At 52.2% G+C, this 25520-nt stretch carries 27 protein-coding genes and 1 pseudogene; 13 read left to right on the top strand and 15 right to left on the bottom strand.

Annotated features, from left to right (window positions below; genetic code table 11):
- Positions 1 to 47: 47 nt before the first annotated feature.
- A complete protein-coding gene (gene pdxR, locus AB182_RS18405) occupies positions 48 to 1511 on the bottom strand; it encodes a MocR-like pyridoxine biosynthesis transcription factor PdxR (protein ID WP_047371367.1) in 1464 nt (487 codons plus the stop codon).
- A gap of 233 nt (positions 1512 to 1744) precedes the next feature.
- On the opposite strand from pdxR, the gene AB182_RS18400 reads away from it, so the two are divergent.
- The 4 genes from AB182_RS18400 to AB182_RS18385 are packed head-to-tail and all read left to right on the top strand — an operon-like array spanning position 1745 to position 4715.
- Positions 1745 to 2593: a transporter substrate-binding domain-containing protein gene (locus AB182_RS18400; protein WP_041852217.1), complete on the top strand. Its 849-nt coding sequence runs from the start codon at positions 1745 to 1747 to the stop codon at positions 2591 to 2593.
- A 46-nt stretch (positions 2594 to 2639) separates the two neighbouring features.
- A complete protein-coding gene (locus tag AB182_RS18395) occupies positions 2640 to 3281 on the top strand; it encodes an amino acid ABC transporter permease (RefSeq protein ID WP_047371366.1) in 642 nt (213 codons plus the stop codon).
- Between the two features lie 14 nt (positions 3282 to 3295).
- Positions 3296 to 3961, top strand: coding sequence for an amino acid ABC transporter permease (locus AB182_RS18390; RefSeq protein WP_047371365.1), 666 nt, complete (start codon positions 3296 to 3298; stop codon positions 3959 to 3961).
- Positions 3954 to 4715, top strand: a complete 762-nt coding sequence (locus AB182_RS18385) for an amino acid ABC transporter ATP-binding protein (RefSeq protein WP_047371364.1) — start codon at positions 3954 to 3956, stop codon at positions 4713 to 4715. Before AB182_RS18390 ends, AB182_RS18385 begins: the two co-directional genes overlap by 8 nt.
- 161 nt (positions 4716 to 4876) lie before the next feature.
- Here the strand turns inward: AB182_RS18385 and AB182_RS33225 are convergent, their stop codons facing one another.
- The 3 genes from AB182_RS33225 to AB182_RS18380 are packed head-to-tail and all read right to left on the bottom strand — an operon-like array spanning position 4877 to position 5980.
- Positions 4877 to 5005: a hypothetical protein gene (locus tag AB182_RS33225; RefSeq protein ID WP_261802775.1), complete on the bottom strand. Its 129-nt coding sequence runs from the start codon at positions 5003 to 5005 to the stop codon at positions 4877 to 4879.
- Between the two features lie 32 nt (positions 5006 to 5037).
- Complete coding sequence (locus AB182_RS32670; RefSeq protein WP_167337893.1) at positions 5038 to 5175, bottom strand: hypothetical protein; 138 nt, start codon at positions 5173 to 5175, stop codon at positions 5038 to 5040.
- 37 nt (positions 5176 to 5212) lie between these two features.
- A complete protein-coding gene (locus AB182_RS18380) occupies positions 5213 to 5980 on the bottom strand; it encodes an SDR family NAD(P)-dependent oxidoreductase (protein WP_047371363.1) in 768 nt (255 codons plus the stop codon).
- Positions 5981 to 6163: 183 nt separating this feature from the next.
- On the opposite strand from AB182_RS18380, the gene AB182_RS18375 reads away from it, so the two are divergent.
- Positions 6164 to 7501 (top strand): aspartate aminotransferase family protein, encoded by a 1338-nt coding sequence (locus AB182_RS18375; protein WP_047371362.1) that lies wholly within the window; start codon positions 6164 to 6166, stop codon positions 7499 to 7501.
- 568 nt (positions 7502 to 8069) lie between these two features.
- Here the strand turns inward: AB182_RS18375 and AB182_RS18370 are convergent.
- The 5 genes from AB182_RS18370 to AB182_RS18350 form a co-directional block, all read right to left on the bottom strand.
- Positions 8070 to 8774 carry an ABC transporter ATP-binding protein gene (locus tag AB182_RS18370; protein ID WP_047371361.1) on the bottom strand — a complete coding sequence of 235 codons (705 nt, stop codon included), beginning with the start codon at positions 8772 to 8774 and terminating at the stop codon, positions 8070 to 8072.
- A complete protein-coding gene (locus tag AB182_RS18365; protein WP_047371360.1) occupies positions 8761 to 9597 on the bottom strand; it encodes an ABC transporter ATP-binding protein in 837 nt (278 codons plus the stop codon). Before AB182_RS18365 ends, AB182_RS18370 begins: the two co-directional genes overlap by 14 nt.
- Complete coding sequence (locus tag AB182_RS18360) at positions 9590 to 10423, bottom strand: ABC transporter permease (protein WP_047371359.1); 834 nt, start codon at positions 10421 to 10423, stop codon at positions 9590 to 9592. Before AB182_RS18360 ends, AB182_RS18365 begins: the two co-directional genes overlap by 8 nt.
- Positions 10423 to 11445 carry an ABC transporter permease gene (locus AB182_RS18355; RefSeq protein WP_047371358.1) on the bottom strand — a complete coding sequence of 341 codons (1023 nt, stop codon included), beginning with the start codon at positions 11443 to 11445 and terminating at the stop codon, positions 10423 to 10425. The genes AB182_RS18360 and AB182_RS18355 overlap by 1 nt, the downstream gene beginning before the upstream one ends.
- A 77-nt stretch (positions 11446 to 11522) precedes the next feature.
- A complete protein-coding gene (locus AB182_RS18350; RefSeq protein WP_047371357.1) occupies positions 11523 to 13091 on the bottom strand; it encodes an ABC transporter substrate-binding protein in 1569 nt (522 codons plus the stop codon).
- A 593-nt stretch (positions 13092 to 13684) separates the two neighbouring features.
- On the opposite strand from AB182_RS18350, the gene AB182_RS18340 reads away from it, so the two are divergent.
- The 5 genes from AB182_RS18340 to AB182_RS31495 all read left to right on the top strand — a co-directional run bounded on the left by AB182_RS18340 (position 13685) and on the right by AB182_RS31495 (position 17884).
- Positions 13685 to 14107: a glucosaminidase domain-containing protein gene (locus tag AB182_RS18340; protein ID WP_047373352.1), complete on the top strand. Its 423-nt coding sequence runs from the start codon at positions 13685 to 13687 to the stop codon at positions 14105 to 14107.
- A complete protein-coding gene (locus AB182_RS18335; RefSeq protein ID WP_052958861.1) occupies positions 14101 to 14559 on the top strand; it encodes a hypothetical protein in 459 nt (152 codons plus the stop codon). The genes AB182_RS18340 and AB182_RS18335 overlap by 7 nt, the downstream gene beginning before the upstream one ends.
- Before the next feature lie 721 nt (positions 14560 to 15280).
- A complete protein-coding gene (locus AB182_RS18330; RefSeq protein WP_167337892.1) occupies positions 15281 to 16096 on the top strand; it encodes a peptidoglycan-binding protein in 816 nt (271 codons plus the stop codon).
- A 49-nt stretch (positions 16097 to 16145) separates the two neighbouring features.
- Positions 16146 to 17266, top strand: a protein-coding gene (locus AB182_RS18320; RefSeq protein WP_120773466.1) for an IS3-like element ISKpn34 family transposase whose coding sequence is annotated in 2 segments (ribosomal slippage) — positions 16146 to 16398 and positions 16398 to 17266 — 1122 coding nt in all. Because the reading frame shifts where the segments join, the coding sequence is not laid out codon by codon here.
- A 159-nt stretch (positions 17267 to 17425) separates the two neighbouring features.
- Complete coding sequence (locus tag AB182_RS31495) at positions 17426 to 17884, top strand: lysozyme inhibitor LprI family protein (protein WP_052958857.1); 459 nt, start codon at positions 17426 to 17428, stop codon at positions 17882 to 17884.
- 513 nt (positions 17885 to 18397) lie between these two features.
- Here the strand turns inward: AB182_RS31495 and AB182_RS18310 are convergent.
- The 3 genes from AB182_RS18310 to vapB are packed head-to-tail and all read right to left on the bottom strand — an operon-like array spanning position 18398 to position 19816.
- Positions 18398 to 19141, bottom strand: a complete 744-nt coding sequence (locus AB182_RS18310; RefSeq protein ID WP_047371355.1) for a hypothetical protein — start codon at positions 19139 to 19141, stop codon at positions 18398 to 18400.
- Between the two features lie 31 nt (positions 19142 to 19172).
- Positions 19173 to 19589 carry a type II toxin-antitoxin system VapC family toxin gene (locus AB182_RS18305; protein WP_047371354.1) on the bottom strand — a complete coding sequence of 139 codons (417 nt, stop codon included), beginning with the start codon at positions 19587 to 19589 and terminating at the stop codon, positions 19173 to 19175.
- Positions 19586 to 19816, bottom strand: coding sequence for a type II toxin-antitoxin system VapB family antitoxin (vapB, locus tag AB182_RS18300; protein ID WP_039032651.1), 231 nt, complete (start codon positions 19814 to 19816; stop codon positions 19586 to 19588). The genes AB182_RS18305 and vapB overlap by 4 nt, the downstream gene beginning before the upstream one ends.
- Positions 19817 to 20343: 527 nt before the next feature.
- Between vapB and AB182_RS18295 the strand changes: the two genes are divergently transcribed.
- Positions 20344 to 20619: a hypothetical protein gene (locus AB182_RS18295; RefSeq protein ID WP_223883555.1), complete on the top strand. Its 276-nt coding sequence runs from the start codon at positions 20344 to 20346 to the stop codon at positions 20617 to 20619.
- 27 nt (positions 20620 to 20646) lie between these two features.
- On the opposite strand, the pseudogene AB182_RS30815 reads toward AB182_RS18295, so the two are convergent.
- Positions 20647 to 20766 (bottom strand): annotated as a pseudogene (locus AB182_RS30815) (IS630 family transposase); the annotation flags it as partial.
- 147 nt (positions 20767 to 20913) lie between these two features.
- Between AB182_RS30815 and AB182_RS18290 the strand changes: the two are divergent.
- Complete coding sequence (locus AB182_RS18290; protein WP_047373348.1) at positions 20914 to 21366, top strand: GNAT family N-acetyltransferase; 453 nt, start codon at positions 20914 to 20916, stop codon at positions 21364 to 21366.
- Between the two features lie 300 nt (positions 21367 to 21666).
- Positions 21667 to 22230: a histidine phosphatase family protein gene (locus tag AB182_RS18285; RefSeq protein WP_071845905.1), complete on the top strand. Its 564-nt coding sequence runs from the start codon at positions 21667 to 21669 to the stop codon at positions 22228 to 22230.
- 325 nt (positions 22231 to 22555) lie between these two features.
- On the opposite strand, the gene AB182_RS18280 is transcribed toward AB182_RS18285, so the two are convergent.
- Positions 22556 to 24067: an FGGY family carbohydrate kinase gene (locus AB182_RS18280; RefSeq protein WP_223883554.1), complete on the bottom strand. Its 1512-nt coding sequence runs from the start codon at positions 24065 to 24067 to the stop codon at positions 22556 to 22558.
- Positions 24068 to 24099: 32 nt separating this feature from the next.
- Positions 24100 to 25518, bottom strand: a complete 1419-nt coding sequence (locus AB182_RS18275; protein WP_047371352.1) for an L-fucose/L-arabinose isomerase family protein — start codon at positions 25516 to 25518, stop codon at positions 24100 to 24102.
- Positions 25519 to 25520 lie beyond the last annotated feature (2 nt).

Here is a 25520-nt window from a genome sequence, read left to right as displayed (position 1 = left end):
GTTTTCGATAAGTATAGGCATGCCCTGGAGACCTGCATGGGCCGAATTTATCCGATTTGCTCCAGCTGTCCCCTGAGTACTTCAACACCGGGCACGATGGCATTTGGATTAATGGCATGGAATCCCATGCGGAAATAGTTATCCGGGGGCGCGCTATCAAGAAAATGACGCGCCCCCGGCTCAATCAATACCCCCGCATGGGCCGCGCGCCAGGTGAGTTGCTGAGTGCTGATATGTTTTGGCGTACTCAGCCAGAACGCGTTGGCATGTTCGCTGCCACCGAACGTTTTGCACTCGGGCAAAAAGGTTTGCAGCGCGTTATGCAAGGTATCCCAACGGCGTGCAGAGTCTTCGTGGTAGCGGCGCAGGTGTGTCTCGTAATGGCCCTGTGCCAGGAAATGGGCCATCTGATACTGAATGTTGGTTGGCGGATGGCGATACACCAGGCGACGTAGCGCGCGGGCTTCGTCAATGATTTCCGGCGCGGCTACCATAAAGCCCAGCCGCAGTCCGGGTGAGAGCGCTTTTGACAGGCTACTGACATAGATAACGCGCCCGCTACGATCGCTGGCTTTCAACGCCGGTAAGGGGTTTTGCGTAAAGTTACTTTCCGAGTCGTAGTCATCTTCAATGATCACCGCGTCATGCCGGGTGGCGTATTCGAGCAACTGGACCCGGCGCGCTTTACTCATGGTGACACCCGTTGGCACCTGATGTCCCGGCGTCACGTAGTAGTAATCGCAGGGCGTTTCGCCCAGTACAATGCCTTCTTCATCAACCGGATGCGGAACGATATGGGTATCGTTAAGCAGAAATGTATTGATCGCTTCGCGAAACCCCGGGTTTTCGACCGCCACACGCGTTTGCCATGACATCAACAGACGGGTCAGTAAATACAGGGCGTTCTGTGAGCCCAGCGTGATGAGGATTTCATCCGGAGCGGCAACGATACCGCGTTTCGGCAGCACCCGGGTGCGGATCTGCTCAACCAGCATGGGCACATCCTGATCGATATGATCGATAACCCAGGACGGGTCACGTACGCCGCCGTGCAGCCAGTTTGCCGCGGCACGCCAGAAGGCGAGGGGAAATTGTTGCGTGTCCGGCTGGCCGTAAATAAACGGGTAGCGATAGTGCATCCAGCCAGCGGGTTTTAGAATTGACTCCTGCTGGCTGGGCGTGATTTGCAGGCGGTTGCCCCATCGTGGTGCAGCGCTTTCGCATTCAGGTGCAGATTGCGACACGTTTTGACCGGCATGGTAGTAATCCGGGTGCAGGTAATACCCGCTGCGTGGGCGGCTGACCAGATACCCTTCATTGACCAGACTTTCAAATACCAGCGCCGTGGTATTGCGAGAAACATTAAGCTGACCAGCGAGTTGGCGACATGAGGGAAGAGGGGTGTCTGCCTGAAAAATGCCGCTCAGGATGGCGTTTATCAGCGATTCACGCACCTGTTCCTGTAAACCACGCTGACCATCAAAATTGACATGCAAAAGGTGACGAATCATGACGCACTCCGCTGGAAAAGACATGGATATATTTGAGCAAATTCCATACCAGCTTCCCGTTATCTGACACATTCATTTGCCGAAACTGGCTCTATTCAGAAAGCAAAAAGGCTCCCTATTGTAAAAACGCAGTCACAAAAGAGCGGTCAAGAAACGCAGTCGGCATATTTATTGCAATAGTTCCAGCATGTCTGGGATGAACCTTTCTGGCATATTTAATTAAGGGTAGAGAAATGAAAAAAGTATTCGGCAAATATTGTCTTGCAGCCATGTTCACTTTGGCTTTTTCTTTACACGCAGTCGCAGCAGATTTACCCGAAATCGAAAAGTCTGGCACTTTGAAAGTGGCGACTGAAGATGACTATGCACCGTTTAACTTTATGAAAGATGGTAAATCGGAAGGGTTTAACAAGGATATGCTCGACGAATTGCGCAAATACGCAAAATTCAATATCAACCAAAGTATTTTACCCTGGACGGGCCTGCTCGCTGCTGTATCTACCGGGCAATACGATATGGCGTTAACCGGCGCGGTGATTACCGATGAACGTCTTAATGTATTTAATTTCACACCGCCATGGGCGTCTGCGCAACATTATTTTGTGAAGCGCGCAGATGACAAAACATTAAATACCATCGCAGATTTGAGCGGTAAAAAAGTAGGCGTTCAGGCAGGCAGCGCATTGCTGGCACGTCTGCCAGAACTGAAAGCGATGCTGGAGAAAGTCGGCGGTAAGCTTGGCCCGGTTGTGGAATATCAATCTTACCCGGAAGCCTATGCCGACCTGGCTAACAAACGCGTCGATTACGTGATTAACGTGGTTATCTCCGTCAATGACCTGGTAAAAGCGAAGCCGAAAGTCTTTGCCAAGGGACTGCCGGTCTCTGGCCCTGGTTATATGGCATGGCCCATCTCCAAAAGCTCCCCGGAATTGCTGGCGTTCATGACCAAATTTATGAATCACATGACCGAAACCGGCAAGCTGGCTGAGTTGCAGAAAAAATGGTTTGGCGAAACCTACGATTTGCCGAAAGAGCCGATCACCAGTGCCGATCAGTTCCACAAGTTAGCCGGTTTATAAGTTTATTGCGGCGGGCAACCGCCGCCAGTCAGAAAAGGAGGGGACCATGGATTCAATGGCATGGCAGTTATTAATTGAAGGCGCATGGACGACCCTCTGGATTTCGGGCGTGGCTATCGCGTTCGGGGTGGTTATCGGTCTGGTAATCGCCTTTATTCGTATGATGAAAATCCCGGTCGTCGATCAGGCGCTGGTGGTCTATATCAGTCTGGCGCGTGCTACACCGCTGGTGACGCTGGTTCTGTTCCTGTTCTTATCGCTGCCGACGCTGGGCATAAACCTGGATAAAACGGCGGCGGCGATTGTGGCATTAACGCTGAATACATCCGCGTTTAATGCCGAAATCTGGCGTAACGCCTTTCGTAATTTTCCTCGTGAACAACGTGAGGCCGCCGAATCTGTCGGTATGCGGCGCTGGACCTATTTTCGCTACATTATGTTGCCGCAAATGTGGATTGAAAGCCTGCCTGCGCTAGTGAACGAGATGTCTTTTCTCATTAAAGGCAGCCCGGCGATTGCGATAATCGGCGTGGTTGACCTGACCCGCGTCACCAACCGCATTTCCTCGGTGACCTATGAACCCCTGTCTCCCATTCTGGCGGCGGGATTGCTCTACGTCATCATTATCGGCTTGTTGCTGAAATTGCAGGGCATGGCGGAACGTAAAGCGAAGCGCCTGGCGCGATAAAAGCAGGAGGGTATATGAGTCAGTGGAGTATTGTCTGGTCAGCACGCGAGAGTTTTTTCAATGGCCTGCTTTCAACGCTTGAATTGTTTATTATTGCAGCGGTTGTCGGTTTATTTATCGGCATTCTCCTGTGCTACATTATGGAATACCAAAATCGCGTAATTGACAGAATAATTATTGCTTTTGTCAGCCTGATGCGTGCTGTTCCCTTTCTGATTCTGGCCTACTTACTTTATTATGGCCTGCCGCAGTTGGGTATTAGTATGGAAGCCTGGACGGCCGGTCTGCTGGCGCTGGTGATTTATCATGGTGCCTATTTCTTCGAAATATTACGTAGCCAGCGCCGTATATTTTCTGCAGGTTATATCGAAGCTGCTGTGTCGCAGGGGTTTTCTCGTTATAAAATCTTTCAGCGTATCATCCTGCCTAATATTTTCTCTTCTGCGCTGCCGCTGATGGGCAACCAGTTAATTATCTGCCTGAAAGACACGGCCTTCCTGTGCATTATTACTGTACAGGAGATCACCGCCGCCGCGAATAGCGTGCAGTCAACGTACTTTATTCCGTTTAACGCCTTTATCGTCGCCATTGCGCTGTACTGGGGCATCAGTATTTTACTTGAACTGCTGATTAAACGACTAAGCCAATATGGAAACAAGAGAGGAATGACCCATGCCTGAACAAAGTGCGGTTAGCGTTAAGAATCTGTCCAAGCAGTTTGATAACGTTGAAGTGTTACGTGATATCAACCTGACGGTGGAGAAGGGCACGGTGGTCAGTATTCTCGGTTCTTCCGGTTCAGGGAAATCGACCTTGTTGCGCTGCATGAACTGGCTGGAGCAGCCCGATCGCGGCGAAGTGCGCATCAGTGGTCAGCGCCTTGGCGTGGATGACGCCTCGGGCAAGGCCATGTCGCACAAGGATTTGTCGAAAATCCGCGAACGCGTGGGCATGGTGTTTCAGAGCTTTAATTTGTGGCCACATCTGACGGTGCTGCAAAATGTCACCGAAGCGCTGATTCATGTGAAAGGCATGAAGCGGGAGATGGCAGACGAGATTGGTCGTCGCCAGTTAGAGAAGGTCGGGATGAGCCATAAAACGGATGTGTATCCGATTACCCTTTCCGGTGGGCAGAAACAGCGCGTGGCGATTGCCCGTTCGCTGGCGATGTCGCCGGAGGTGATTTTGTTCGATGAACCGACGTCGGCGCTGGATCCTGAGCTGGTCAATGAGGTGCTGGGGGTGATGAAAAATCTCGCTGCCGAAGGCTATACGATGGTGGTGGTGACGCACGAGATGGATTTTGCCCGCCAGGTGTCAGATGAAGTGGTGTTTTTAGAGAAAGGATTGCTGATCGAGAAGGCCTCGCCAGAGAAGTTCTTTACTAACCCGGACTCAGACCGCGTGCGTAAGTTTTTGCAATCCAGCCGCTAATTTCCCTTCTCACTGTAGCCCCGGTAAGCGTCAGCGCCGCCGGGGGAAAACATGTCCCGGATGCGGCGTAAACGCCTTATCCGGGCTACGCGACGGTAGCCCTGGCAAGCGCAGCGCCGCCGGGGAGAGTTCCCGGATGCGGCGTAAACGCCTTATCCGGGCTACGCAACGGTAGCCCCGGTAAGCGCCAGCGCCACCGGGGAAAACATGTCCCGGATGCGGCGTAAACGCCTTATCCGGGCTACGCGACGGTAGCCCCGGTAAGCGCCAGCGCCACCGGGGGAAAACATGTCCCGGATGCGGCGTAAACTCCTTATCCGGGCTACGCGACGGTAGCCCCGGTAAGGGTCAGCGCCACCGGGGAAAACATGTCCCGGATGCGGCGTAAACGCCTTATCCGGGCTACGCGACGGTAGCCCCGGTAAGCGTCAGCGCCACCGGGGGAAAACATGTCCCGCATGCGGCGTGAACGCCTGATTCGGGCTACCGCAGACATATTAATCCCGGTCAATAGCAAACGGCTGCCAGGCCTGGCGCACTGGCATCACTTCCACCCGGTTGATATTCATATGATCTGGCAGCGTGGCGATGTAGAACATCTGTTCGGCAATATCCTGCGCGCTGAGCGGCGTGGTGCCACGGTACAAGTTATCGGATGCCGCCTGATCCCCTTTGGTGCGAACCAGCGTGAATTCCGTTTCCGCAATACCCGGCGCGAGATCGGTCACCCGCACGCCCGTACCCAGCAAATCGCAGCGCAGGTTATAGCTGAATTGCTTCACAAATGCTTTGGTTGCGCCATAAACGTGGCTACCCGGATAAGGCCACTGCCCGGCAATCGACCCGATATTGATAATACTCGCGCCTGCGCCGTGATTAATCAGCGTGGGCAGCAGCGCGTGGGTGACGTTGACCAGTCCGGTGACGTTGGTATCAATCATGGTCTGCCAGTCTTGCAAATCAACGTTTTGTGCGGGCTGTGGTGAAAGTGCCAGCCCGGCGTTATTGATAAGCGTGGTGATATCGGCGAACGCGGGGGGAAGTGCGGCAACGGCCTGTTTCACGGCGTCTTTATCGCGAACGTCCAGCTCAATAATGTGAACGGGGACATCTGCCGAAAGCGAATCCTGTAACGCCTCAAGACGTGCCAGACGGCGCCCGCTCAGCACCAGCGACCAACCTGCTTTGGCAAAGACCCGTGCGGCGGCTTCGCCGAATCCGGATGTCGCGCCGGTAATAAAGACCACTTTCTTTGCTGTTGTCATTTCTCTCTCCTGTGCTGGTTTCTTCCGCCACTATAGAAAACGCGCGCGCGGGAGAGACAGAGCCAGTTGGTGAGTAAATATGTGACACGTGTGTCACATGCCGCTAACAAGACTGGCTCTACCTGACTGCGGGTGGCGCGCCGCATGATGGAATCAACAACAACGGTATGAAAGGAGCAGGGTATGAAACTGGCACTTCAGAGCGAGATGGCGATAACCAACGATGATGTACGTCAGCTGGACCGTTCGTATGTGTTCCATTCATGGTCGATGCAAGGCAGCCTCAATCCACTGGTGATCGCCGGAGCCAAAGGGTGCGAATTGTGGGATTACGATGGCAACACGTATCTTGATTTCAGCAGCCAACTGGTAAACGTCAATATCGGTTATCAACATCCGCGCGTTCTGGCAGCGATGAAGGCTCAACTGGAAGAACTGACCACTATCGCACCAGCGACGGCAAATCTCGCGCGTGGTGAAGCGGCAAAACGCATCGTTGATTTGGCCCCCGAAGGCTTTAGCAAAGTGTTCTTTACTAACGCCGGTGCTGACGCCAACGAGAACGCCATGCGTATGGCGCGTATGTACACCGGACGCGACAAGATTTTTTCTGCCTACCGTTCCTACCACGGGAATACCGGTAGCGCGATTGTGGCTACAGGCGATTCCCGTCGTATCCCGAATGAATATGCCCGTGGGCACGTTCACTTCTTTAACCCGTACCTGTATCGCAGCGAATTTAACGCCACGACCGAGGAAGAAGAGTGCCAGCGCGCACTGGCGCATCTGCGTCGGATGATTGAGTGCGAAGGGCCGAATTCTGTTGCCGCTATTCTGCTGGAGTCCGTACCGGGCACGGCCGGGATTCTGGTGCCGCCAAAAGGTTATATGCAGGGCGTACGTGCGCTGGCAGATGAATTCGGCATTGTGCTGATTGTCGATGAAGTGATGGCCGGTTTTGGCCGCACCGGGAGCTGGTTTGCGTTCGAGCAGGATGGCATTGTTCCCGATCTCATCACCTTTGCAAAAGGCGTCAATGCGGGTTACGTACCGGCAGGCGGCGTCATTATTTCTGAGAAAATCTCGCACTACTTTGACGACCACTTCTTTGCAGGCGGCCTGACCTATTCTGGCCATCCGCTGGCGATGTCGGCGATTGTCGCCACGCTGGATGCGATGAAAGATGAAAAAGTGGTAGAAAACGCGGCGACGGTGGGGGATGGAGTGCTGCGTGCAGGCCTGGCGTCACTGGCGCAGAAACATGCGTTGATTGGCGATGTACGTGGGCGTGGCATGTTCCAGGCGCTGGAACTGGTTACCGACCGCGTGACGAAAACGCCAGTGGCCGCGGCCGATATGGCGGCGATCAAAGGTGCGTTGCTCCAGGCAGGCATTTTGCCTTTTGTCGCCGAAAACCGTATTCACGTGGTACCGCCGTGCACGATGAGTGCTGCCGAAGTGCAAAAAGGGCTGGCAATTTTTGATGCAGTACTCGGTGAGTTTGGTAGCCTGGCGAAGTAATTTTCAACCAGTAAACGTTTTCTGAAAAAGTCGTTTTACTGGATATCAATACAGTTTTTGGTCGTATGCAGGGAAGTAAGTGGGTAGCATTCTCGCGGGTGCCTGAGGCTTTCTGAGTCAGGCATTTGCAGGGTTCAGAAAGGTGAAAGCCCCAGGAAAGAGTGTTATCAACCTGAGGCTTACATCCCAACCCTCGACAAGTTGGTTGTTAGTCTCTTTTTTGCAAGGAGGCAATGACATGCTAACAACGAAGTACGCCCTGGTGGCGATCGTGGTGCAGAGCCCTCTGATAGAGGGTGCTGGCCATTTTTTGAAAGTTCGAAATCGGAACATCAGGCGTTTTCGCTGCAGCCAGTTTTGACACGGACAGCGCGGAACAACCGGAGCGTACACGAAGTACGTGAGGATTGTGAGCACTGCCCTGGGCAAAAATGGCAAAGAAGATAGCCTGATGTTTTGATTTAAAGCTCGTCTCGCGAACAACCGAAGAAGTAGCTGAATTGCGGGGAGTAATCCCCGCAAATCACCTTGTCAGGTTGGATCCTCACGCACCCAAACCCTTTGTCACTTAGCTCATGCGGTGTTCACCACGTATCAGCGCATCCCGGTCAAAAAAGCGCTCGATTTTGCCATTTGCCATAAAAGCGGCCCGGTCTGACATATGCGCGATGACATCCGCATCATGGCTAACCAACAAATAGCTCATATTGTGCTGGGCTTTCAGGCGGTTCAGTAAGTTGAGGATCTCTGCCTGGATTGACATATCCAGCGCCGATGTCGGTTCATCAAGCAGAAGAATTTGCGGTCGCAACAGCAGCGCCCGGGCGATCGCCACACGCTGACGCTGTCCACCCGAGAGTTGATGCGGGTAGCGCCTGGCCGAATCCGCAGGCAGCCCCACCTCTTCCAGCGCTGTGCTGACCCGCTGTTCTACCGCTTTCTCGCGGTGAATCTGTAACGGTTCTGCGAGAGTACGATACAGCGTGTGGTTGGGATGCAGTGAAGCATAAGGATCCTGAAAAACCATTTGTACGTTTCGTCGCAATGTTCCCTGGTAACGCACGCCTGCTTTTATCTTAGAACCGAACAATGACATTTCGCCGCGCCATTCACGCTGCAGCCCAGCCAGTACCCGCATCAGCGTTGATTTGCCACAGCCTGATGCGCCAATCAGGCTAAACGTCTCGCCCTGTTCGAGGGTAAAACTGGCATCGCGGACGACGGTTTTTTCCCCGAAGCTTACCTCCAGATGGCGAATTTCAGCGATGGCCATGGTCTGACTCCGTAAAAATGCGGCTGCGGTCAAGCGTCGGGAGCATTTGACCATAGGTCTGCGCCTGTGGACGGCAGGTCCACAGCGTGCGCGTGTAAGGATGTGCGGCATTGGGGAGTTCGCTGGCAGGCATTTCATCCACTTTCTGTCCCTGGTACATCACCAGCACGCGATGGCAATGCTGTGCGACCAGCGGCAAATCATGGCTGATAAGCAGCATGGCCATTTGCCGTTGTTCACACTGCGCCACCAGCAGTTCAAGGATTTGATTGCGCAGGCGAGCGTCCAGGGCTGAGGTGGGTTCATCCGCAATCAGCACCTGGGGATCGTTAACCAGCGCGATAGCGATCATGACGCGCTGGCCCATACCACCGGAAAGCTCACCGGGGTAACGCTGCAATACCGCAGGCTCCAGCTCCACGGCGCGCAATGCTTCGTTTATTTTTTCCAGCCGCTGTTTACGGTTCAGCCGCTGGTGGAGGGTGAGTGCTTCATCCAGTTGTGCAAACACGGTTTGTACAGGGTTCAACGCATAACGCGGGTCCTGTAGCACCATCGCAATGCCATTGCCGCGCAGGGCGCGCCACGCTTTATTCTCCAGAGTCAGTAAATCATGCCCGGATACGCTCAGTTCACTGGCGCTAACTTTGCCGGGTTTACGTACCAGTCCCATCAGTGCGCGGGCGGTCATCGATTTGCCGGAGCCTGATTCCCCCACCAGCGCAAGACGCTCATTGCCCAGCGTGAAGCTCAGGTCGTTGACCACGCGGGCGCCGGGATAATCGACATTCAGCCCCGATACGACAATCCGTTTTTCAGTCATGGTGTGGCTCCAGTACATCGCGCAGGCCATCGCCCAACAGGTTAAATGCAAGACTTGCCAGTAAAATGACCGCACCGGGTGCGGCGGCAATCCACCACTGATCGAAGATAACCTGCATGCCATCGGCAATCATTGCGCCCCATTCCGCCATCGGCGGGCGGGCCCCAAGGCCTAAGAAACCCAGCCCTGCGGCGGCGAGGATAATGCCCGCCAGATCCAGCGCCAGACGTACAATCGCGGATGGCAAACAGAGCGGCAGGATATGCCCCAGCAACAGTCGCCAGCCGCGAATGCCCATCATCTCCGCCGCGGCCAGATAGTCACTGTGACGAAGACGCTGGATCTCGCTACGTGCCTGACGCGCATAGGCAGGCCAGGTAGTGAGCGCAAGCGCAAGCGCACCATTGACGAGGCCGGGGCCCAGCATGGCGACAAAGGCGAACGCGAGAATCAGGCGCGGCATTGACATCACCACGTCGGTAAAGCGCATTAATACCCGTTCCAGCCAGCCACCGTAATAACCAGACAAAATGCCGACCAGCAGGCCGGCAGGCAGCGTAATGATGGTGACCAGAGCGACCAGCCCCAGCGCCGGACGCGTGCCGTAGATGAGCCGTGACAGCAAGTCACGACCATAGCTGTCGGTTCCCAGCCAGTGGGCGGCCGAAGGGGGCTGTAAGCGTGATGCGGCATCCTGCCAGTTGGGGTCTTGCGGCGCCAGCCACGGGGCAAAAACAGCAATCAAAAGCAGGACAATCACAATCATCAGACCGCTAAAACCCGCAGGGGAGTGGCGCAGACGGCGTAAAAAAAGAGTCGTCGGCATTAGCGAATCCTCGGGTCTGTGAGCCGGACCAGCAGGTCGGCGAGATTGTTTATCAGAACAAAGCAGACGCCAATAACCAGCGTACCGCCCATGATCGCGGTAGTGTCACCGGCAAACAGCGCGGTCGTCAGATAGCGGCCAATCCCCGGCCAGGAAAAGACAGTCTCGGTCAGCACCGCGCCTTCCAGCATGCTGGTATACGACAGCGCGACCACGGTCAGGAGTGTGCCGCGAATATTCGGCAGGACATGGCGTAGCATGATCGTCATCTCGCCAGCCCCCTTTGCGCGCGCCAGCAAGATGTACTCTTTGTTCATTTCGCCCAGGCAGGCCGAGCGGGTCAGGCGGGTGATACTGGCCAGAGAATAATAGGCGAGCAGAGTCACCGGGAGCACCATGTGGCTAAGGGCATTTCTGAATGCCTGACTGTCACCGGAAAGCCAGGTATCCATCAGCACAAAGCCGGTCTGTGGGGTGACCGTGTATTGATAGATATCATCCAGCCTGCCGGGGCCCGCGCTCCATTGCAACTTCGCGTAGAACAGCGCCAGCATTAACAGACCGAGCCAGAAGATGGGAACAGAGTTACCGAGTAGGGTAAAGGTGCGCACGGCCAGGTCCAGTGGGGAACCGGCAAAACGCGCGCATAACACGCCAGCGAAAATACCCAGCGCCGTGCCGATAACCAATGCGAGCGTGGCCAGTTCCAGCGTGGCAGGAAACGCCGAGAGCAGATCCTGCAAGACCGGTTGTCCGGTGGCGCTGGCGGTGCCTAAATCGCCGTGAAAAAGGCTCAGTAAATAGTGCCAGAATTGCACAGGAAGCGGTTGATCCAGCCCGAGCTGGTGGCGGACCTGGTCGTAGGTCGACTGGCTGGCATGGTCGCCGACAATTTGCAGCACCCGGTCAACGGGCGAAAGGGCCGAGAGAGAGAAGGTAACCAGTAACAGACCAAACAATGTCAGGGCGAGGGTTATCAGGGTCTGGGTAACCCGTAACAGCCTGGGTGAGATGTGGGACATGACTAACTCTTAATGGCATCATTCTTAAGTGAAAACCCTCCCCGAAATGAGAGAGGGTCACTGGCGCAATCGCTAACTTACTTCGTCACGCGGTCATACCACACCATATCCGCATTTAACCCTTGCTGGTAGCCTTTCACGTTATCACGCACCACGATCTGCGTTTTCCCTTGATCCACAAAAACATAAGGCGATTTATGCTGCAATTCTTGCTGCATTGTTTTGTACAGTTCCAGACGTTTGGCGGCATCCGGTTCGGCGACGGCCGCGAGCGTGGCTTTGTTCAGCTCAGGGATCTGCCAGCCATTTAACCCGGCAACGGTACTGGATTTACCGTCATTGTAGGCAAAGGCGCTGGCATTCGAGTGGGCGTCGAAGTAATCCGGGATCCACAGACGAATCGCCGCCTGATGCTGTTTGGCGCGTACGCGTGCATAGACCTGGCTACCCGCGGCGGGTAACAGGTCCACCTTCACGCCGCCCTGGGCAAAACTGGCCTGCATGGACTGGGCGATGGTAATGAACGGCGGTTTGTTTTCCACATCCAGCGTGAAGTGCGCATCTTTAATCCCCGCTTTGGCGAGGATCTCTTTGGCTTTTGCCGGGTCGAATTTAAACGGGTTATCTTCCAGCGCGCCTGGCAGGCCGACCGGCAGGAAGCTCTGATGAACGAAATATTGCCCTTTCAGCAGGTTTTTGGTGATGCCGTCGTAATCCACAAGCCAACGCGCCGCTTCCCAGAAGGCCGGGTTATTGAGTAACGGATTGGCGCTGTTACCGGTGTTAAACACCAGGTAGTTCTGCTCGGCAGACGGAATACTCAGCACTTTGATGCCTTTCTTATCCGTCAGCGCGCTAATCTGATCGGCGCCGAGGTCGCGCGCCACATCGGCATCGCCCTGTTGAATTAACAGACGACGGGAAGCCGGATCCGGCACGTTTTTAATGATGATGTTTTTCACTTTCGGCGCACCGCCCGGAGAGGTCGGGTTAGCGTCCAGCACAATGGCCTGATGCGGCTGATAGACGCGCATTTTAAACGCGCCGCTGCCTGCAGAGTGCAGCTTGAGCCAGGCGTTGCCGAAGTCGTTATCTTTCACATTGGCACTGACCAGTTTTTCGTCCACGATCGAGGCAATTGGCGTGGAAAGAATGTTGAGAGCCACCGCCGGGCTAACATCCGCCGTCCAGTGTAACTGAATCGTATGATCGTCGATTTTCTTTAACTGACTGGCAATATTATCCGGCTGCCAGCCCAGTACGTTCAGAATAAAGGCCGGGGATTTATTCATCGTCACCGCGCGGGTATATGAGAAAATCACATCCTCCGGGCGCAGCGGGTTGCCGGAAGCAAACTTCGCATCACTTTTCAGTTTAATGGTCAGGGTTTTGGCTGCCGCATCGGGCTGCCAGCTCTCTGCCAACACCGGGTTAATCTTTTCAGGGTTCTCACGATCCGGTTGCACCAGACGCTCATACAAGCTAGGTACGGTCTGGATACTGGAGAGCTCATTGGCCTCTGCCGGATCCAGGCTGACAATATCGTCCAGTCCTTGTGCAACAACCAGCGTATCCGGAGGCGTCGCAGCATAGCTAGTGGCAGAGAGCAGTGTCATGATGACGAGGGGCAGTAGTTTTTTGGTCATATGAGATCCCTGTAAAGTTAATTTAGTGTAATTATTTTGTCTCGCTAAAGTAGGCTGCTTCTGATTTTTCTTAAAGTTTAAATTCGTCTTTGTTTATGCGCTTACGGCATAAGCCAGATGATTTGGCTATGAAAATGACGCCGAAGAAAGATGCCACTCCGCTCTCCAGACCTGAACGCCGTTTGAAATGGAAGGGTAGCCACGACCACTTCCGATCATCATGATACTTGTCTACTTGAGCCTGATATTTATTGACTGCTATACAGAACGCAATTGAAGATGAAAGGGTATTAAAAAGGATAACCCTCATCCGTTGCTTGTCATCCTGATGTAGCATGACAGCACTTTGCATCATATTGGTGCTCGTTGTCTTCAGAGGGATTTTATGGGATGGAATAAAGACGCAGCAGTGGATTATCTTATAAAACACGCTGGGCCGACTTCAAAGATTAAGTGAGCGGTTTATACGCGCCTGGCTATTGCAGCCGGAGGAATAAATATTCTAAATACAGAATACGCAAAAGATTATGGTAATTCACTGCTCAAGGCCGGATTCACTGCTTTACCCTCATCTTCAAGTCCTGAAAAGGGCGATGTTGTTGTTATTCAGCCATATCCTGGAAGCGGCTGTGATCGCACAAAAATTGTGCCTTCCAGTCGAGAATATCCTTGGGCTTGCTGCAGAGGAAACTCAGTACGGGCAGGGGCGAATTGCAAGCACTTACAATAACTATTTTTCGATGCATGCTCCTGCCCCCGGGCAGCTATCAGATGCTCCGGTGAGTGGTACAAGTAAGGTACGAGTTGCTGTGTATTCATCGTTCTTGCAAAGTGGAGAATCCTTTGCTGCGCGATTTGGCAAAGCAGTAATGGGAAAACGTGATCCTCAGGCCTTTGCACAGGCTTTAATGATGTCTGGCTATAATTCAGGTGCTCCCCGAACAGGTGGAAGGGCGGGTTTTGCCAAATATCTTATTGATATCATTAATGCAGTAAAAGGAAGAATGGAATGCTGAATAATAAAAATGGTGCACTTTTCGTCATCATGGCATTCCTGTGTGGTCCACTCAATGCCAGTGCTACTGAGAAAGCGCTCTCTCCATCTCCGGTGATCAGTGGGCAGATTCAGCATGATGGACTAACAGCAGAACAAGCCAGAGAGCTTTTAATTATGGTGCTTAAACATGAAAATCTGTTTATTGATAAGCCCGGATTTAATATTGAACATATTGAATTCGTCCCGGGATATGCCAATTTTCATGTGACATGGGATTCATCGGAGGCTGCAGCTACTGATGTGATTGGTGAATTCGCCGTCAGTCCGCGGACAGGCGACGTTTGGGAAAGCAACAATTGTAAGCAATATTCATTTTCCGAACTAAAACAACTACAGGCTGAAATAATGAAGCGCACGGGATGGACATTTTCTGGTGAGTTAAAAGAAAGAGAAGGGCTGGGCTGCAATTAATCTACGAAGAGTGACCTTGCCCCATTGATTGACACAGCTTCAGATCTCGGCACTTAACTGCCTCACTGACGGCCTATCAGAGGGCCGTCATGAGCGAGCTGCGGACATTTATTTGACTTTGGACTCTCCCCTCAAGAGTGTCTACATAAGCAGTCGCAATTCAGTGTGCCACAACAAAGTTGATGAAAAGGGATCATTTCGGATTCATCAAATAAGAACGAGTTTGACTTCGGAAAGGCCACGTTGTGCTTTACAGGAGGAACACAGGGCGTGGAGAGTAAATCCTGCCATGCTTGCCTGGCACATCTGGAATTCTGTGCGATACATTTTTGTAAAGTAGAACGAAAATAGCCACAAACAAACAGGCAACCTCTGAGCTGCGCTGTGCTAATTAAAACACCGTGAGCATTACGAGGCGTTTCGGGAATCTGCGGACAATACCATTACTGGAGAAAATCCTTAAAGGGATATTAAAGATAATGGATACGGATAAACGTTTTTATACTTCTGATATCTGGGTACTGGAGATGTGCCGGAAACCGGGCAGTAAAGTTGCGATGCTGACGATCTGCAAAAATAGTGTCTGTCTTGCCTATCCGTTTTGACCGTTGTAAAACTTTTACGGTGTTTTTTGTTACAATATTCCCCAATGACGATCTCACCTTTAAAATTGCATAATAGTAAAAATTTTTACGACGCATCAAGGGATAGGGGAGCGTTCATGAGTAGTCGAAAAAGCTACAGACCACATATTATGCGGATTGATTCCACTCTGGGGGAGTGTGGCAACAACAAGCCAGAAGAGGTTTTGTGGTTTCAGCAAACACTCAGTAAGTCCGGCTATCAAGAACTAACCGGACGAGACGTTAAGATTACTGGCAAGTGTGACAGGGATACGATTGACGGTATTCGCTGGTTTCAGAATATGCTCTCTATGAAGCCTACCGGGATGATTCATCCCGGAGATATCTGGCTTCAGGAAGCTATAAACAATGTTGTTTTACAGCCATGGCGTAAGACTGTCGGGGCGGTACAGTTAAGGGTGCCTGAAGGCCAGGTTACCTTTGATGCTGAAGGAAATGATTATATATTCCCGGATTATGCTCCCAAGAGGGCACCTAAAAGACCTGATTATTTCTCCCGAATACTGCACTGGCCTGGTGATGTATCCGGCGTCACTCTAGGTCGCGGTTACGACATGAAGATGCGGACTGCAGGAGAGATTTTTTCAACATTGCGAAGTATTGGTATAGAAGAATATCGCGCAGTGATTGCATCAAACGCTGCATATCTTAGCGTAAGACAAGCAAAGGTTTTTGTCGATACCACATGGCAGCTCTTTGGAGAGATAAGCTATGTGCAGCAGATAGAATTATTTAAACGTTCTTATTTAGAGAAAAAGAATTACGCTAAGCCTTTTTATGTCAAAACAGCAACAAAAAAACCAACTGCACCCTCATGGGATCAGCTCGACCAGAAAATTAAAGATGTTGTTGTCGATATTTTTTATCAGGGTGACCTGCTCCCCGTTGATTAATACACCGCGATGTTAGTAATGTCTTCATAAGCCACATGAGGACATCCCCATGAAGAAGCGTTTTTCCGACGAACAGATCATCTGTATTCTCCGCGAGGCCGAAGCCGGCGTTTCTGCCCGTGAGCTCTGCCGTAAGCACGCCATTTCCGACGCCACCTTTTACACCTGGCGTAAGAAGTATGGCGGTATGGAGGTGCCTGAGGTTAAGCGCCTGAAGTCTCTTGAGGAAGAGAACGCCAGACTCAAGAAGCTGCTTGCTGAAGCCATGCTGGATAAGGAGGCGCTTCAGGTGGCTCTTGGGCTAAAGTACTGACGACAGACCAGAAGCGGGAAGCCGTGGAAGTCATGTGCGAGGCTAAGGGTCTGTCGCAACGTCGTGCCTGCAGGCTGGCAGGTCTGTCCCTGTCAACCTGCCGATATTCGGCTCAGCGTCCGCCTGCTGACGCGCAGCTGTCTCTACGCATCACAGAGCTGGCACTTGAACGCCGCCGTTTTGGTTACCGGCGTATCTGGCAGCTTCTGCGACGTGAAGGTCTTTGCGTTAACCACAAGCGGGTTTACCGCATCTATCAACTTAATGGCCTGAGTGTAAAACGCAGACGACGTCGTAAAGGGCTGGCAACAGAACGTCTGCCGCTGCTCCGCCCGATGGCGCCCAATCTGACCTGGTCAATGGATTTCGTCATGGACGCACTGGCCACAGGTCGCAGGATCAAGTGCCTGACCTGCGTGGATGATTTCACAAAGGAATGCCTGACGGTCACTGTTGCCTTCGGGATTTCAGGCGTGCAGGTCACGCGTATTCTGGACAGCATTGCGCTGTTTCGCGGCTATCCGGCTACGATAAGAACCGATCAGGGCCCGGAGTTTACCTGCCGCGCACTCGATCAGTGGGCTTTTGAGCATGGTGTGGAGCTGCGACTTATCCAGCCCGGCAAGCCAACGCAGAACGGATTTATTGAGAGTTTTAACGGACGCTTTCGTGATGAATGCCTGAATGAGTACTGGTTCAGCGATATTGTTCACGCCAGGAAGATCATTAATGACTGGCGACTGGATTATAACGAGTGTCGACCACATTCATCACTGAATTACCTGACGCCGGCTGAATTTGCAGCGGGCTGGCGAAACGGGAAATATGAAGAAAAACCAACCGACATTACTAACTGAAGGTTGTATCTAACTCTGGGGGCAGGTCAAGGGCATCAGATATCCAGCAAGCTTAATCGAGGCTGCAATAGCGGGCAGAACAGCGCTTATAAACTTCATCCGGGCAGATTCGTCACTCATGCGTTATGAGCCTACAAGACAAAGAATCAGGTATTTACAATGAAAAAAATTGTGTTTGCGATTATTTTGATGGCCTTAGTTCCGTCAGCCTTCAGTGCTGAGAAATCAGATATTATCGCCGGGCCAGAAACTGATAATTGTTGGCGTAATAATGCTGACCGCGGTAAAGCTTCTGAATGCTTACACGCCCTTAGTGATATAAGCAATAAAGATATGGACGAATTAATTACCAATACAGTCAGGCAAATAAAGGAGAACAATCCTGGTCCTGTTTACAAAAGTAAGGATCCTCAACTGACTATTGGTGATGTCTTTAGTAAGCTTTTCCTGGAGTCGCAAAACTCCTGGATAGAGTACCGTAAGAACTTCTGCTTAGGCGTAGGGTCGCAAATCGGGGAAGATACCTACGATTACTGGCCTTATATTTATCAGTGCCAAATCAACCTTAATAAGCGGCATGCTGAAGAGATAAAACTGCTTCATGCCGATGAAGAGTGATCGGGATTATTAAGTGATCTTGGTTGCCTGCTGACTGATTTTTGTAGTTCAGCGGGCCTAAGCCTATTAATGACTTCATGTAATGACATGACGTTCTCTTGCTGGTGGTTGGGGCGAGAAGGCGATTGAGTGGTTGTGATTCTTTGGACATGCCTGGTTTCTGTGACCAGTCCCACACAGATTATTACATTCCGATGTCTGCAACATCAGCTCCTGGCACAAAGCGGACTTTACTGACCGGACACGATGTCAAAGGGCAGGAAGGATGTTCAGGATGAAAATGATGCGTGCCGCTTCGCCGCTGATTCGCCGTCATAATGACTTGTCCACTATGAGCAATCATAAGCACCTTTTTCTTACTGGAAGACAATAATCCAGATTCCGCAACAATCCTCCTCAATTAATGCCTGTCCTGCATAAGTCCCTCTCATCTTCTCCGAAGATCCGAAAACCCCAAAAGTTGGAAGTGCAGGATATTGTAACGCCCTTAATTAAGGGCGTCAGAGGAAGGGGTTACTTACTCAGCAAGCTTAGTGCTGATTGAATTGCAGCAGGGAGCGCGGGTAATGCACCGGCAACGGTCACGACATTGGCGACATCGCCAAGCAAGGAGGAAATTCTGTCGCCAAACTTGCTTCCTGAACCGGCTTTTATTTCTTGCTTATACTCAGGATCAATAACGGCAAGTCCCAGAGTGGACTGGACGGCATCCATGACGGGCTCGATCCCTGAAATACTGTATGTTTCCAGCGCTTCCTGCAGTTGTGATAGTTGTCGCAATAGCAAAGTTTTGATCTTTGCAGATAAACCAGAACTGCGGATGTCATTACGGAGTTCCGTGATTTTCTCCAGCAACGATTGTATTTCTTCCTCGTCGATACTGGCATGCGCTCCGCGAGTTTCAAAGATCATTGACAGCAGCCCCAATTCTGACAGCGTCTGATCATTAATATGGCTAATAAATTTATCCCATTGCCCGTTCATCTCTTGTGCGAGAAAAGCAGCTTCAATACGTTGTCTCCAGTGCACTGACTGCCAGCGCGGATCTGGGAAATGGTCCTGCATGACCAGACTGATACGGGCAGGTAATCCCATAACTTTTCCAAGACGGGTGATCAGCTCTTGTTCGTTATTCTCCGGAACCGCCAGGATTCTCTGCCATACTTGGCGACAATTATAATGGCTGGCATTAGCTTTACCGGCGGTTAAAATATCCAGCAGACGTTGCGCCGGATTATCAATTTTTAGTTCACTCATTCTTAAAATATTCCGCAATTAAAGGCTGAATTTATTTTACCCAGTCTTCCAGCACAAGACCCGGCACCCGCTCAAACTCCTTCACATTATTTGTCACCAGTACGGCGCCAGCCGCAATGGCATGCCCGGCAATCGCCGTGTCGTTCGGGCCGATCGGCGTCCCGGCGAGGCGCAGCGCCACCTTAATCTCCGTGGTGGCGTCCACCGCGACCCGGTCCCAGGGCAGGATGGCATCGAGGCGGGCGCAGAACGCGTCAACCAGCTCAATGTGGCGCGGTGAGGCCTTGGGGCCGGTGGCACCGAAGCGCATCTCCGAATAGGTAATGGCCGAGATCACAATGCGCTGGTTGCGAAGCACCGCCTGCTCCAGACGCTTCAGGACGGCTTCCGGCTGCTCGCGCATAATGAAGGAGCAGATACAGGTGTCCAGCATATAGGTTTTGTTCACAGGTCGAATCGTCCTTCATCGGTGACAACGTCCTCACGCTCCGCCATAAAGTCCGGGTCTGCTTTCTCGAGCTGTGCGAACGAGCCCCAGGTCGGGCGGACGGGGCGCAGGATGATGCTGTCCCCTTCCCTGACGATCTCGAGCTCGCTCACTCCCTCAAAATCCAGATCGCGGGGCAGGCGAATGGCGCGGTTATTGCCGTTTTTAAAAATAGAAACTGTGCGCATGGTTTTTCCTCATATGCTGAGTGTGCCAGGGAGTATTCCCGCATAGGTGGAGTATATGCCTCCCGAACTGGTTTGTATAGGTAACACATATGCAGATGGCAGGTATATGCGTATGTATGACCTATGCAGATGTCCAGCATATGGATATGCCTCACCTATATATGCTTCTCTCTTTTTCCGTACAGATCCGATTTCCGGTAAAGTCGGATCTGGGCTGGCTAATCGTATGGAATGGTGAAAGAGATACGGCAGGAAGGAGTTCAGGGCAAAACGCAGGTGGGAACGGAAGGTCCACTTTGAGCGAAGAGCTGACCTTTCTAACGGCATTCCGTGTGAATCAACGGGGAGTTGGTCAGCTGAGCCTAATATCGCTCCATTTTTGCCTGTCCAGAGCATTCTGGCAACGTCGTTGACCCGTTCACCCCGATGAAGCTTCAACATAGCAGTAATTCTGCGGCCATATTTTTATCGCGTGTTATATGGATAGCTTCTGCATCAGGCGTCGTTCGTCACATGATAGTGGTGCTATGATTGGCATCGCTCAGTCCTATTTAGATAATAAGCGGAAACATCGTATGTTGGAATATAGCGTGGGTAGTTCGGTTGATCGTGAAGATCTTTATGCAGAACTGTCTTTTAATTGCGTCCAGTGGGGTGAAATATCACTATCACAAGACAGGAAATCAGTGAACATTATTATTTACACAAATGAAAATAATATCCTTGAATTTCAATATGATGAATTCTTACAGCTAATAGAAAAGGCGAAATCACATCTTCTTCGTCTTGAACCTTTGTCTTAATGATATAGCAAGCCTAAATAGCTGTGCCTAATACCGCTCGTCTTTTTCCTGCCCATGTTTGCCTCCGGAGAATGGGCTGGCGGTTTCTATAAAATGGTGAACCTTTTTCAGCAACTGCCCCATTGAGCGGTACTGATGATTGTGGGTTTGACCTGCTCCCCATAAATTAACATATCTCAATGTTATCATTGTCTGCTGTTGGCACACTGGGGATGTCCTGGCATGGCAGATTTGCCCCTGGATGCGCTGTCAATTCTGCCCAAGTTATGCAAACCGAAATCATTGGAACGGCTCATGAATATCCAATTCACAAACATCACCCCAGCCAGCTCAGGGTTTGCGGAGTTAAAATTAAAGAGCATGGCTGAAGGATTTAATATGCTACACCGACTGGAAGAAAATTGGCTAAACGGACAGAACCGCTTTGACAGGCCCGGAGAAAAACTGCTTGGGGCTTATGTTGATGATTTAATTGTTGGCGTATGCGGACTTAACATCGATCCCTTTACCAAAATAACTGGCACCGGACGTCTGCGACATCTCTATGTAGATACTGCATGGAGAAGAAATCATGTTGGCAGCGGTTTGCTCAGTGAAATACTTAAAGATGCTGACCTCTGGTTTAATTTTATCAACACAAACGCACCATCATCGGCATTCACATTTTATGAACGAGCCGGCTTTGTTGCTTTATGTGATATGGATAAAGTTACACACCACTTTTGCCTGAGAAAGCAGGCACGGTAGTACATTCTCGTTTTGGACACAGCGCCGATTGTGCCCTGTGTCAGACGGTTAGATCATCTTCTCATCTACAGCCCGGGTCAGAGTTTATGGTCTCTGTTCTGAAGCAACTGAACGGTTGCTGTGAGCGTGAAGCGGAAGTTTTTGCTGTTTCGGTGATTTAATCTGCTTCTGTTAGCCTCATTCCTTTTCTGACAAGGTCTCTCAACCAGTTCGTGCAACCAAAAAATATGGTTGTAGTGCTCTCTGTCTTTATCGCGTTAATCTGACTGTATCTAAAAGACCACAAACAAGAAACTCTGTATGGAAATTATTTTAATGCGTCATGGAAAGCCTGCTTTAAGAGGCTATTCGAGAGTAACCAGCCGTGAAATGACCAACTGGATAGCAGAATATGATTTATCTGATACAGGAACCGATATTCCACCTGATTCCAGTAAATTATTAGCATCCAGCGCATTACAAATCATAAGTAGTCCGCTTCCGAGAGCGCTTTCTTCTCTGAAAGCATTGGGTTGCGAGCCGGACGTCATTGATGAGGTCTTCAGGGAAGCTGGCCTGCCTATATTTCACATACCCGGTTTAAGGTTATCCTCAACCCTCTGGGCTGCTTTTTTCCGCGTCATGTGGCTATGCGGCTTATCCCATAATGTGGAGCGCCTGGAAATAGCAAAACAACGTGCTGTTAAAGCTGCGAATATACTCGTAACCTTTGCAAAAATATCAAACGGCCCTGTGCTGCTTATGGGGCATGGGGTGATGAATCGACTAATTGCAAGGGAACTCAGGTCCTTAGGTTTGAAGGAGTATCGTTGTCAGGGGAATGGCTACTGGAACGCGAGGATCTACAGTCAAAATCTTAATTAGACATCTAATGTCTCCAGACACTTGAGATGAGTAGGTCCGCTCTGGCACTCAGTAGCCCGAAAAGGATGGGCAGGCCCGCTGCGAGCGAAGAAGGGATTTTGGTAACCACGTCATGAATTACAGAACAGTGGTCTGGTGTGAATAACAGTCATTGATTCTCAACGCCAGGCCGCCAAAACGACGAGGCTCGCTTTTCGAGAAGAGCAACAAACATGCTGTTGAGTGTAAAGCCATTCTTGCTTACGAAACGAAGGCGTCGCTGACTTTTGCGGGGAACAATCCCCGCAAATCATCGTGTCAGGCTGGAGCCCCACGATCCCAACGTTTACCCTGCCTGGGTTTTTTGCGTGCGGGCAAGCTGTACAGCGCTTTGCCATTCATGCCAGCGTTTTTGCAATCTACCGTGGCGCTGATCGTCCGGTATGAAGGTCATATGCTCAGGAAGATACTGGCGAAGCTGTTCGGTATCGACCTGCACCAGCGCCTTACGTGCCAGTAGCGCCGCCCCCATTGCCGAGAGCTCCGGGACATCGCTGCGCATTACCGGGCAACCCAGCAAATCCGCCTGATACTGCATCAGCCAGTCGTTTTTGGTAGGGCCGCCATCGACCATCAGCGCTTTTAAGGCAAAATCACCGTGCTGGCGCATGGCAATCACTACATCGGCAATTTGATAAGTGATGGACTCCAGCGCTGCGCGAACCAGATGCGCGCGCTTGACGCCACGACTCAGACCATGAATCAGCCCGCGCGCATCTTCGTCCCACCAGGGCGCGCCAAGGCCCGTCAGCGCCGGAACAAAATAGACGCCAAGTGTCGATTCCACTGATGCAGGCAGCGTATTCAGCGCCTGAGCCAGCTCCGCTTCCGGCAGCGTGTTCAAGCCCGTGCTTTCCGCCATCCACGCTACCGCGTCGCCGGTATGGGGAATATTGCCCTCCAGCCCGTACACCAGCCGTTCGCCATCATGCCAGGCCACGGTGGTGGCCAGTGCTTTAACATCACACTGTGCGGATACCACCGGCGCCATCACCGATGAACCGGTACCGTAGGTTGCTTTCACACACCCGGCCGCGCCGAGTCCGTGGGCGAATAACGCCGCATGAGAATCCCCGATCATCGCCATCACCGGGATCCCATCCGGGATGGCATCCAGCCCTTTGGTGTAGCCAAACAATCCGCTGGAAGGGCGAATTTCCGCCAGCGCCTGACGCGGGATCTGGAAGAGGGCCAGCATCTCCGCGTCCCATTCAGCGGTATGGAGATTAAGTAATTGTGTTCGTGAGGCGTTAGAGTAGTCGCAGCAAAACGACTCGCCCGCGGTCAAATGCCAGAGCAGCCAGCTATCTATTGTGCCCAGGCAAATTTCACCTTGCTCCGCCAGCGCCTGGCCGTTGGGCACGGAACCTAACAGCCAGCGCATTTTGGACGCGGAAAACAGCGGGGCGACGGGTAATCCTGTCACCGCTTTAATCTTCGCTTCCTGACCTTGCTCGCGCAGGGCATGGCAAAAATCTGCCGTGCGCGAACATTGCCAGGTAATGGCCGGGCCTAACGGCAACCCGCTTGCACGGTACCAACCTATAGCCGTTTCCCGCTGATTACTGATCGCCAGGGCGGCAACGCGCTCAGGGCCAACCTGCGCAACCACCTCGCGTACCACCGCCAGCGACGCCTGCAACAGTAATTCGCCGGACTGCTCCACCCAGCCCTCGCGAGGCGTCTGGATTGACAACGGACGCGAACTTTTCGCCACCACATTGCCCTGCTCATCCAGCGCGACGGCTTTGGCGTTGGTTGTCCCTTCATCAAGCGCAATGACAATATCTTTCGACACGATAGTTCTCCATCAGGCCCATGCGCACGGCATCACTGGTGCAGGTAAGTATCAACGCCGAGATAGCGCGTGAAAGCTTCATGCAGGACGGCGCCGCTGGCCGCATGGTTCATCGCCACGTGGTGTTCAAAACCATTACGGCAGATGTAGGTCAGCAACGCTTCCAGATGCGGAACCTGAATGACTGCGCGACAGCCAACGGTATCCAGCGGATCGTCGACGGATTTGCCTTCGCCCACATAGGCTTTGATTTCACCGGTCAAATCGTCGGTGCTCAGACGGAAGTAGGTGAGGGGGCCGGATTTCAGACGACCGTGTACCGCGCCGCAGGTGTTCTCTTTACCCACGGTGGTACCGATGATGTCTGCGGTGCCCATATGCGGTGTTTCCAGGCTGGCGGCGGCAAAGTTGCCACAGTGGAACAGCACGCATTTGTCACGGTCGTCGCCAAAGTTGTTGTTCCAGTCGGCAATGGAGGCCGGGCTCATATTGGCGCTGGCCAGGGCATACATAGAAAGCGCGCCCATCACGTCGACTTCACAGGCAGACGGCATCAGCTGACCGGACATCACGCTCATAATCGAGCAGACGTTAATGCCCAGGTTTTCCTGCAGCGAAGTCCAGCACTGAATGGCGGTGGTATCGATATCGTTGGCGATTACCCATTCGCTGATCACCACAAACAGTTTCGCCATGGTGACCAGTTTGTCGGTGGCGATACCGCTGGCGTCGGCGTTATCGATCAGCAGACGGCGTTTCTCATCAACGCGGATATCGTCATCACGCAGCAGTTTGATACGGGTGAAGACTTCGGACAGATCCAGGGTTTCTACCGCAATGCCCAGGCGCTCAAGCAGTTTTTCGCTGTAACGGACGGTGTTGAAGCCGGCCGGACGTGCGCCGATCGCCCCCACGCGAACGCCACGCATGCTGCTCACCACCCGGCAGATTTGCTCAAAACGTTTCAGGTCCTGCTCGAAAACCTCACCGCCGAGGGCGCAAACGTGCTGTGTGGTCAGGGTGAACGGAATACCGTACTGGCGCAGGTTGTTGCACAGGGAGATCTTGCCGCAGAAGCTGTCGCGACGTGTTGCCAGGCCCATTTTATCCAGGTTGTCTTCTTCGGCCTGGACCAGCACCGGGACATTCAGACCCGACAGGCGCAGGGTTTCCGCCACCGCTTTTTCATCGCCGAAGTTCGGCAGAAGTACGACCACGCCATGAATCTCATCGCGGTGCGCGCGGAACAGTTCAGCACAGATTTTGGCATCCTGGCGAGTTTCAACACCGCCGAGTTCGGTCTGGGTTTCATCAAGCATAATGGTTTTTATACCCAGACGGCCAAACAGGGCGACTGCCTGCTCACGGGCTTCTGCCACCAGGTAACTTGGGAAGAATCCACGGTTGCCAATAATAACCGCCATGGTCAGTTGTTGAGGAATGCGGGACATTG

This window comes from Phytobacter ursingii (genome assembly GCF_001022135.1).
Lineage (GTDB): Bacteria > Pseudomonadota > Gammaproteobacteria > Enterobacterales > Enterobacteriaceae > Phytobacter > Phytobacter ursingii.
The sequence above is the reverse complement of the archived record's forward strand: the minus strand, read 5'-3'. Positions and strand labels throughout refer to the sequence as shown.

What these genes read in the sequence shown, in the direction of transcription:
- pdxR (WP_047371367.1), bottom strand. Translation starts at nt 1,511, where the DNA reads ATGATTCGTCACCTTTTGCATGTCAATTTTGATGGTCAGCGTGGTTTA.
- AB182_RS18400 (WP_041852217.1), top strand. Translation starts at nt 1,745, where the DNA reads ATGAAAAAAGTATTCGGCAAATATTGTCTTGCAGCCATGTTCACTTTG.
- AB182_RS18395 (WP_047371366.1), top strand. Translation starts at nt 2,640, where the DNA reads ATGGATTCAATGGCATGGCAGTTATTAATTGAAGGCGCATGGACGACC.
- AB182_RS18390 (WP_047371365.1), top strand. Translation starts at nt 3,296, where the DNA reads ATGAGTCAGTGGAGTATTGTCTGGTCAGCACGCGAGAGTTTTTTCAAT.
- AB182_RS18385 (WP_047371364.1), top strand. Translation starts at nt 3,954, where the DNA reads ATGCCTGAACAAAGTGCGGTTAGCGTTAAGAATCTGTCCAAGCAGTTT.
- AB182_RS33225 (WP_261802775.1), bottom strand. Translation starts at nt 5,005, where the DNA reads ATGTTTTCCCCCGGTGGCGCTGGCGCTTACCGGGGCTACCGTCGCGTA.
- AB182_RS32670 (WP_167337893.1), bottom strand. Translation starts at nt 5,175, where the DNA reads ATGCGGGACATGTTTTCCCCCGGTGGCGCTGACGCTTACCGGGGCTAC.
- AB182_RS18380 (WP_047371363.1), bottom strand. Translation starts at nt 5,980, where the DNA reads ATGACAACAGCAAAGAAAGTGGTCTTTATTACCGGCGCGACATCCGGA.
- AB182_RS18375 (WP_047371362.1), top strand. Translation starts at nt 6,164, where the DNA reads ATGAAACTGGCACTTCAGAGCGAGATGGCGATAACCAACGATGATGTA.
- AB182_RS18370 (WP_047371361.1), bottom strand. Translation starts at nt 8,774, where the DNA reads ATGGCCATCGCTGAAATTCGCCATCTGGAGGTAAGCTTCGGGGAAAAA.
- AB182_RS18365 (WP_047371360.1), bottom strand. Translation starts at nt 9,597, where the DNA reads ATGACTGAAAAACGGATTGTCGTATCGGGGCTGAATGTCGATTATCCC.
- AB182_RS18360 (WP_047371359.1), bottom strand. Translation starts at nt 10,423, where the DNA reads ATGCCGACGACTCTTTTTTTACGCCGTCTGCGCCACTCCCCTGCGGGT.
- AB182_RS18355 (WP_047371358.1), bottom strand. Translation starts at nt 11,445, where the DNA reads ATGTCCCACATCTCACCCAGGCTGTTACGGGTTACCCAGACCCTGATA.
- AB182_RS18350 (WP_047371357.1), bottom strand. Translation starts at nt 13,091, where the DNA reads ATGACCAAAAAACTACTGCCCCTCGTCATCATGACACTGCTCTCTGCC.
- AB182_RS18340 (WP_047373352.1), top strand. Translation starts at nt 13,685, where the DNA reads ATGTTGTTGTTATTCAGCCATATCCTGGAAGCGGCTGTGATCGCACAA.
- AB182_RS18335 (WP_052958861.1), top strand. Translation starts at nt 14,101, where the DNA reads ATGCTGAATAATAAAAATGGTGCACTTTTCGTCATCATGGCATTCCTG.
- AB182_RS18330 (WP_167337892.1), top strand. Translation starts at nt 15,281, where the DNA reads ATGAGTAGTCGAAAAAGCTACAGACCACATATTATGCGGATTGATTCC.
- AB182_RS31495 (WP_052958857.1), top strand. Translation starts at nt 17,426, where the DNA reads ATGAAAAAAATTGTGTTTGCGATTATTTTGATGGCCTTAGTTCCGTCA.
- AB182_RS18310 (WP_047371355.1), bottom strand. Translation starts at nt 19,141, where the DNA reads ATGAGTGAACTAAAAATTGATAATCCGGCGCAACGTCTGCTGGATATT.
- vapB (WP_039032651.1), bottom strand. Translation starts at nt 19,816, where the DNA reads ATGCGCACAGTTTCTATTTTTAAAAACGGCAATAACCGCGCCATTCGC.
- AB182_RS18295 (WP_223883555.1), top strand. Translation starts at nt 20,344, where the DNA reads ATGATTGGCATCGCTCAGTCCTATTTAGATAATAAGCGGAAACATCGT.
- AB182_RS18290 (WP_047373348.1), top strand. Translation starts at nt 20,914, where the DNA reads ATGAATATCCAATTCACAAACATCACCCCAGCCAGCTCAGGGTTTGCG.
- AB182_RS18285 (WP_071845905.1), top strand. Translation starts at nt 21,667, where the DNA reads ATGGAAATTATTTTAATGCGTCATGGAAAGCCTGCTTTAAGAGGCTAT.
- AB182_RS18275 (WP_047371352.1), bottom strand. Translation starts at nt 25,518, where the DNA reads ATGTCCCGCATTCCTCAACAACTGACCATGGCGGTTATTATTGGCAAC.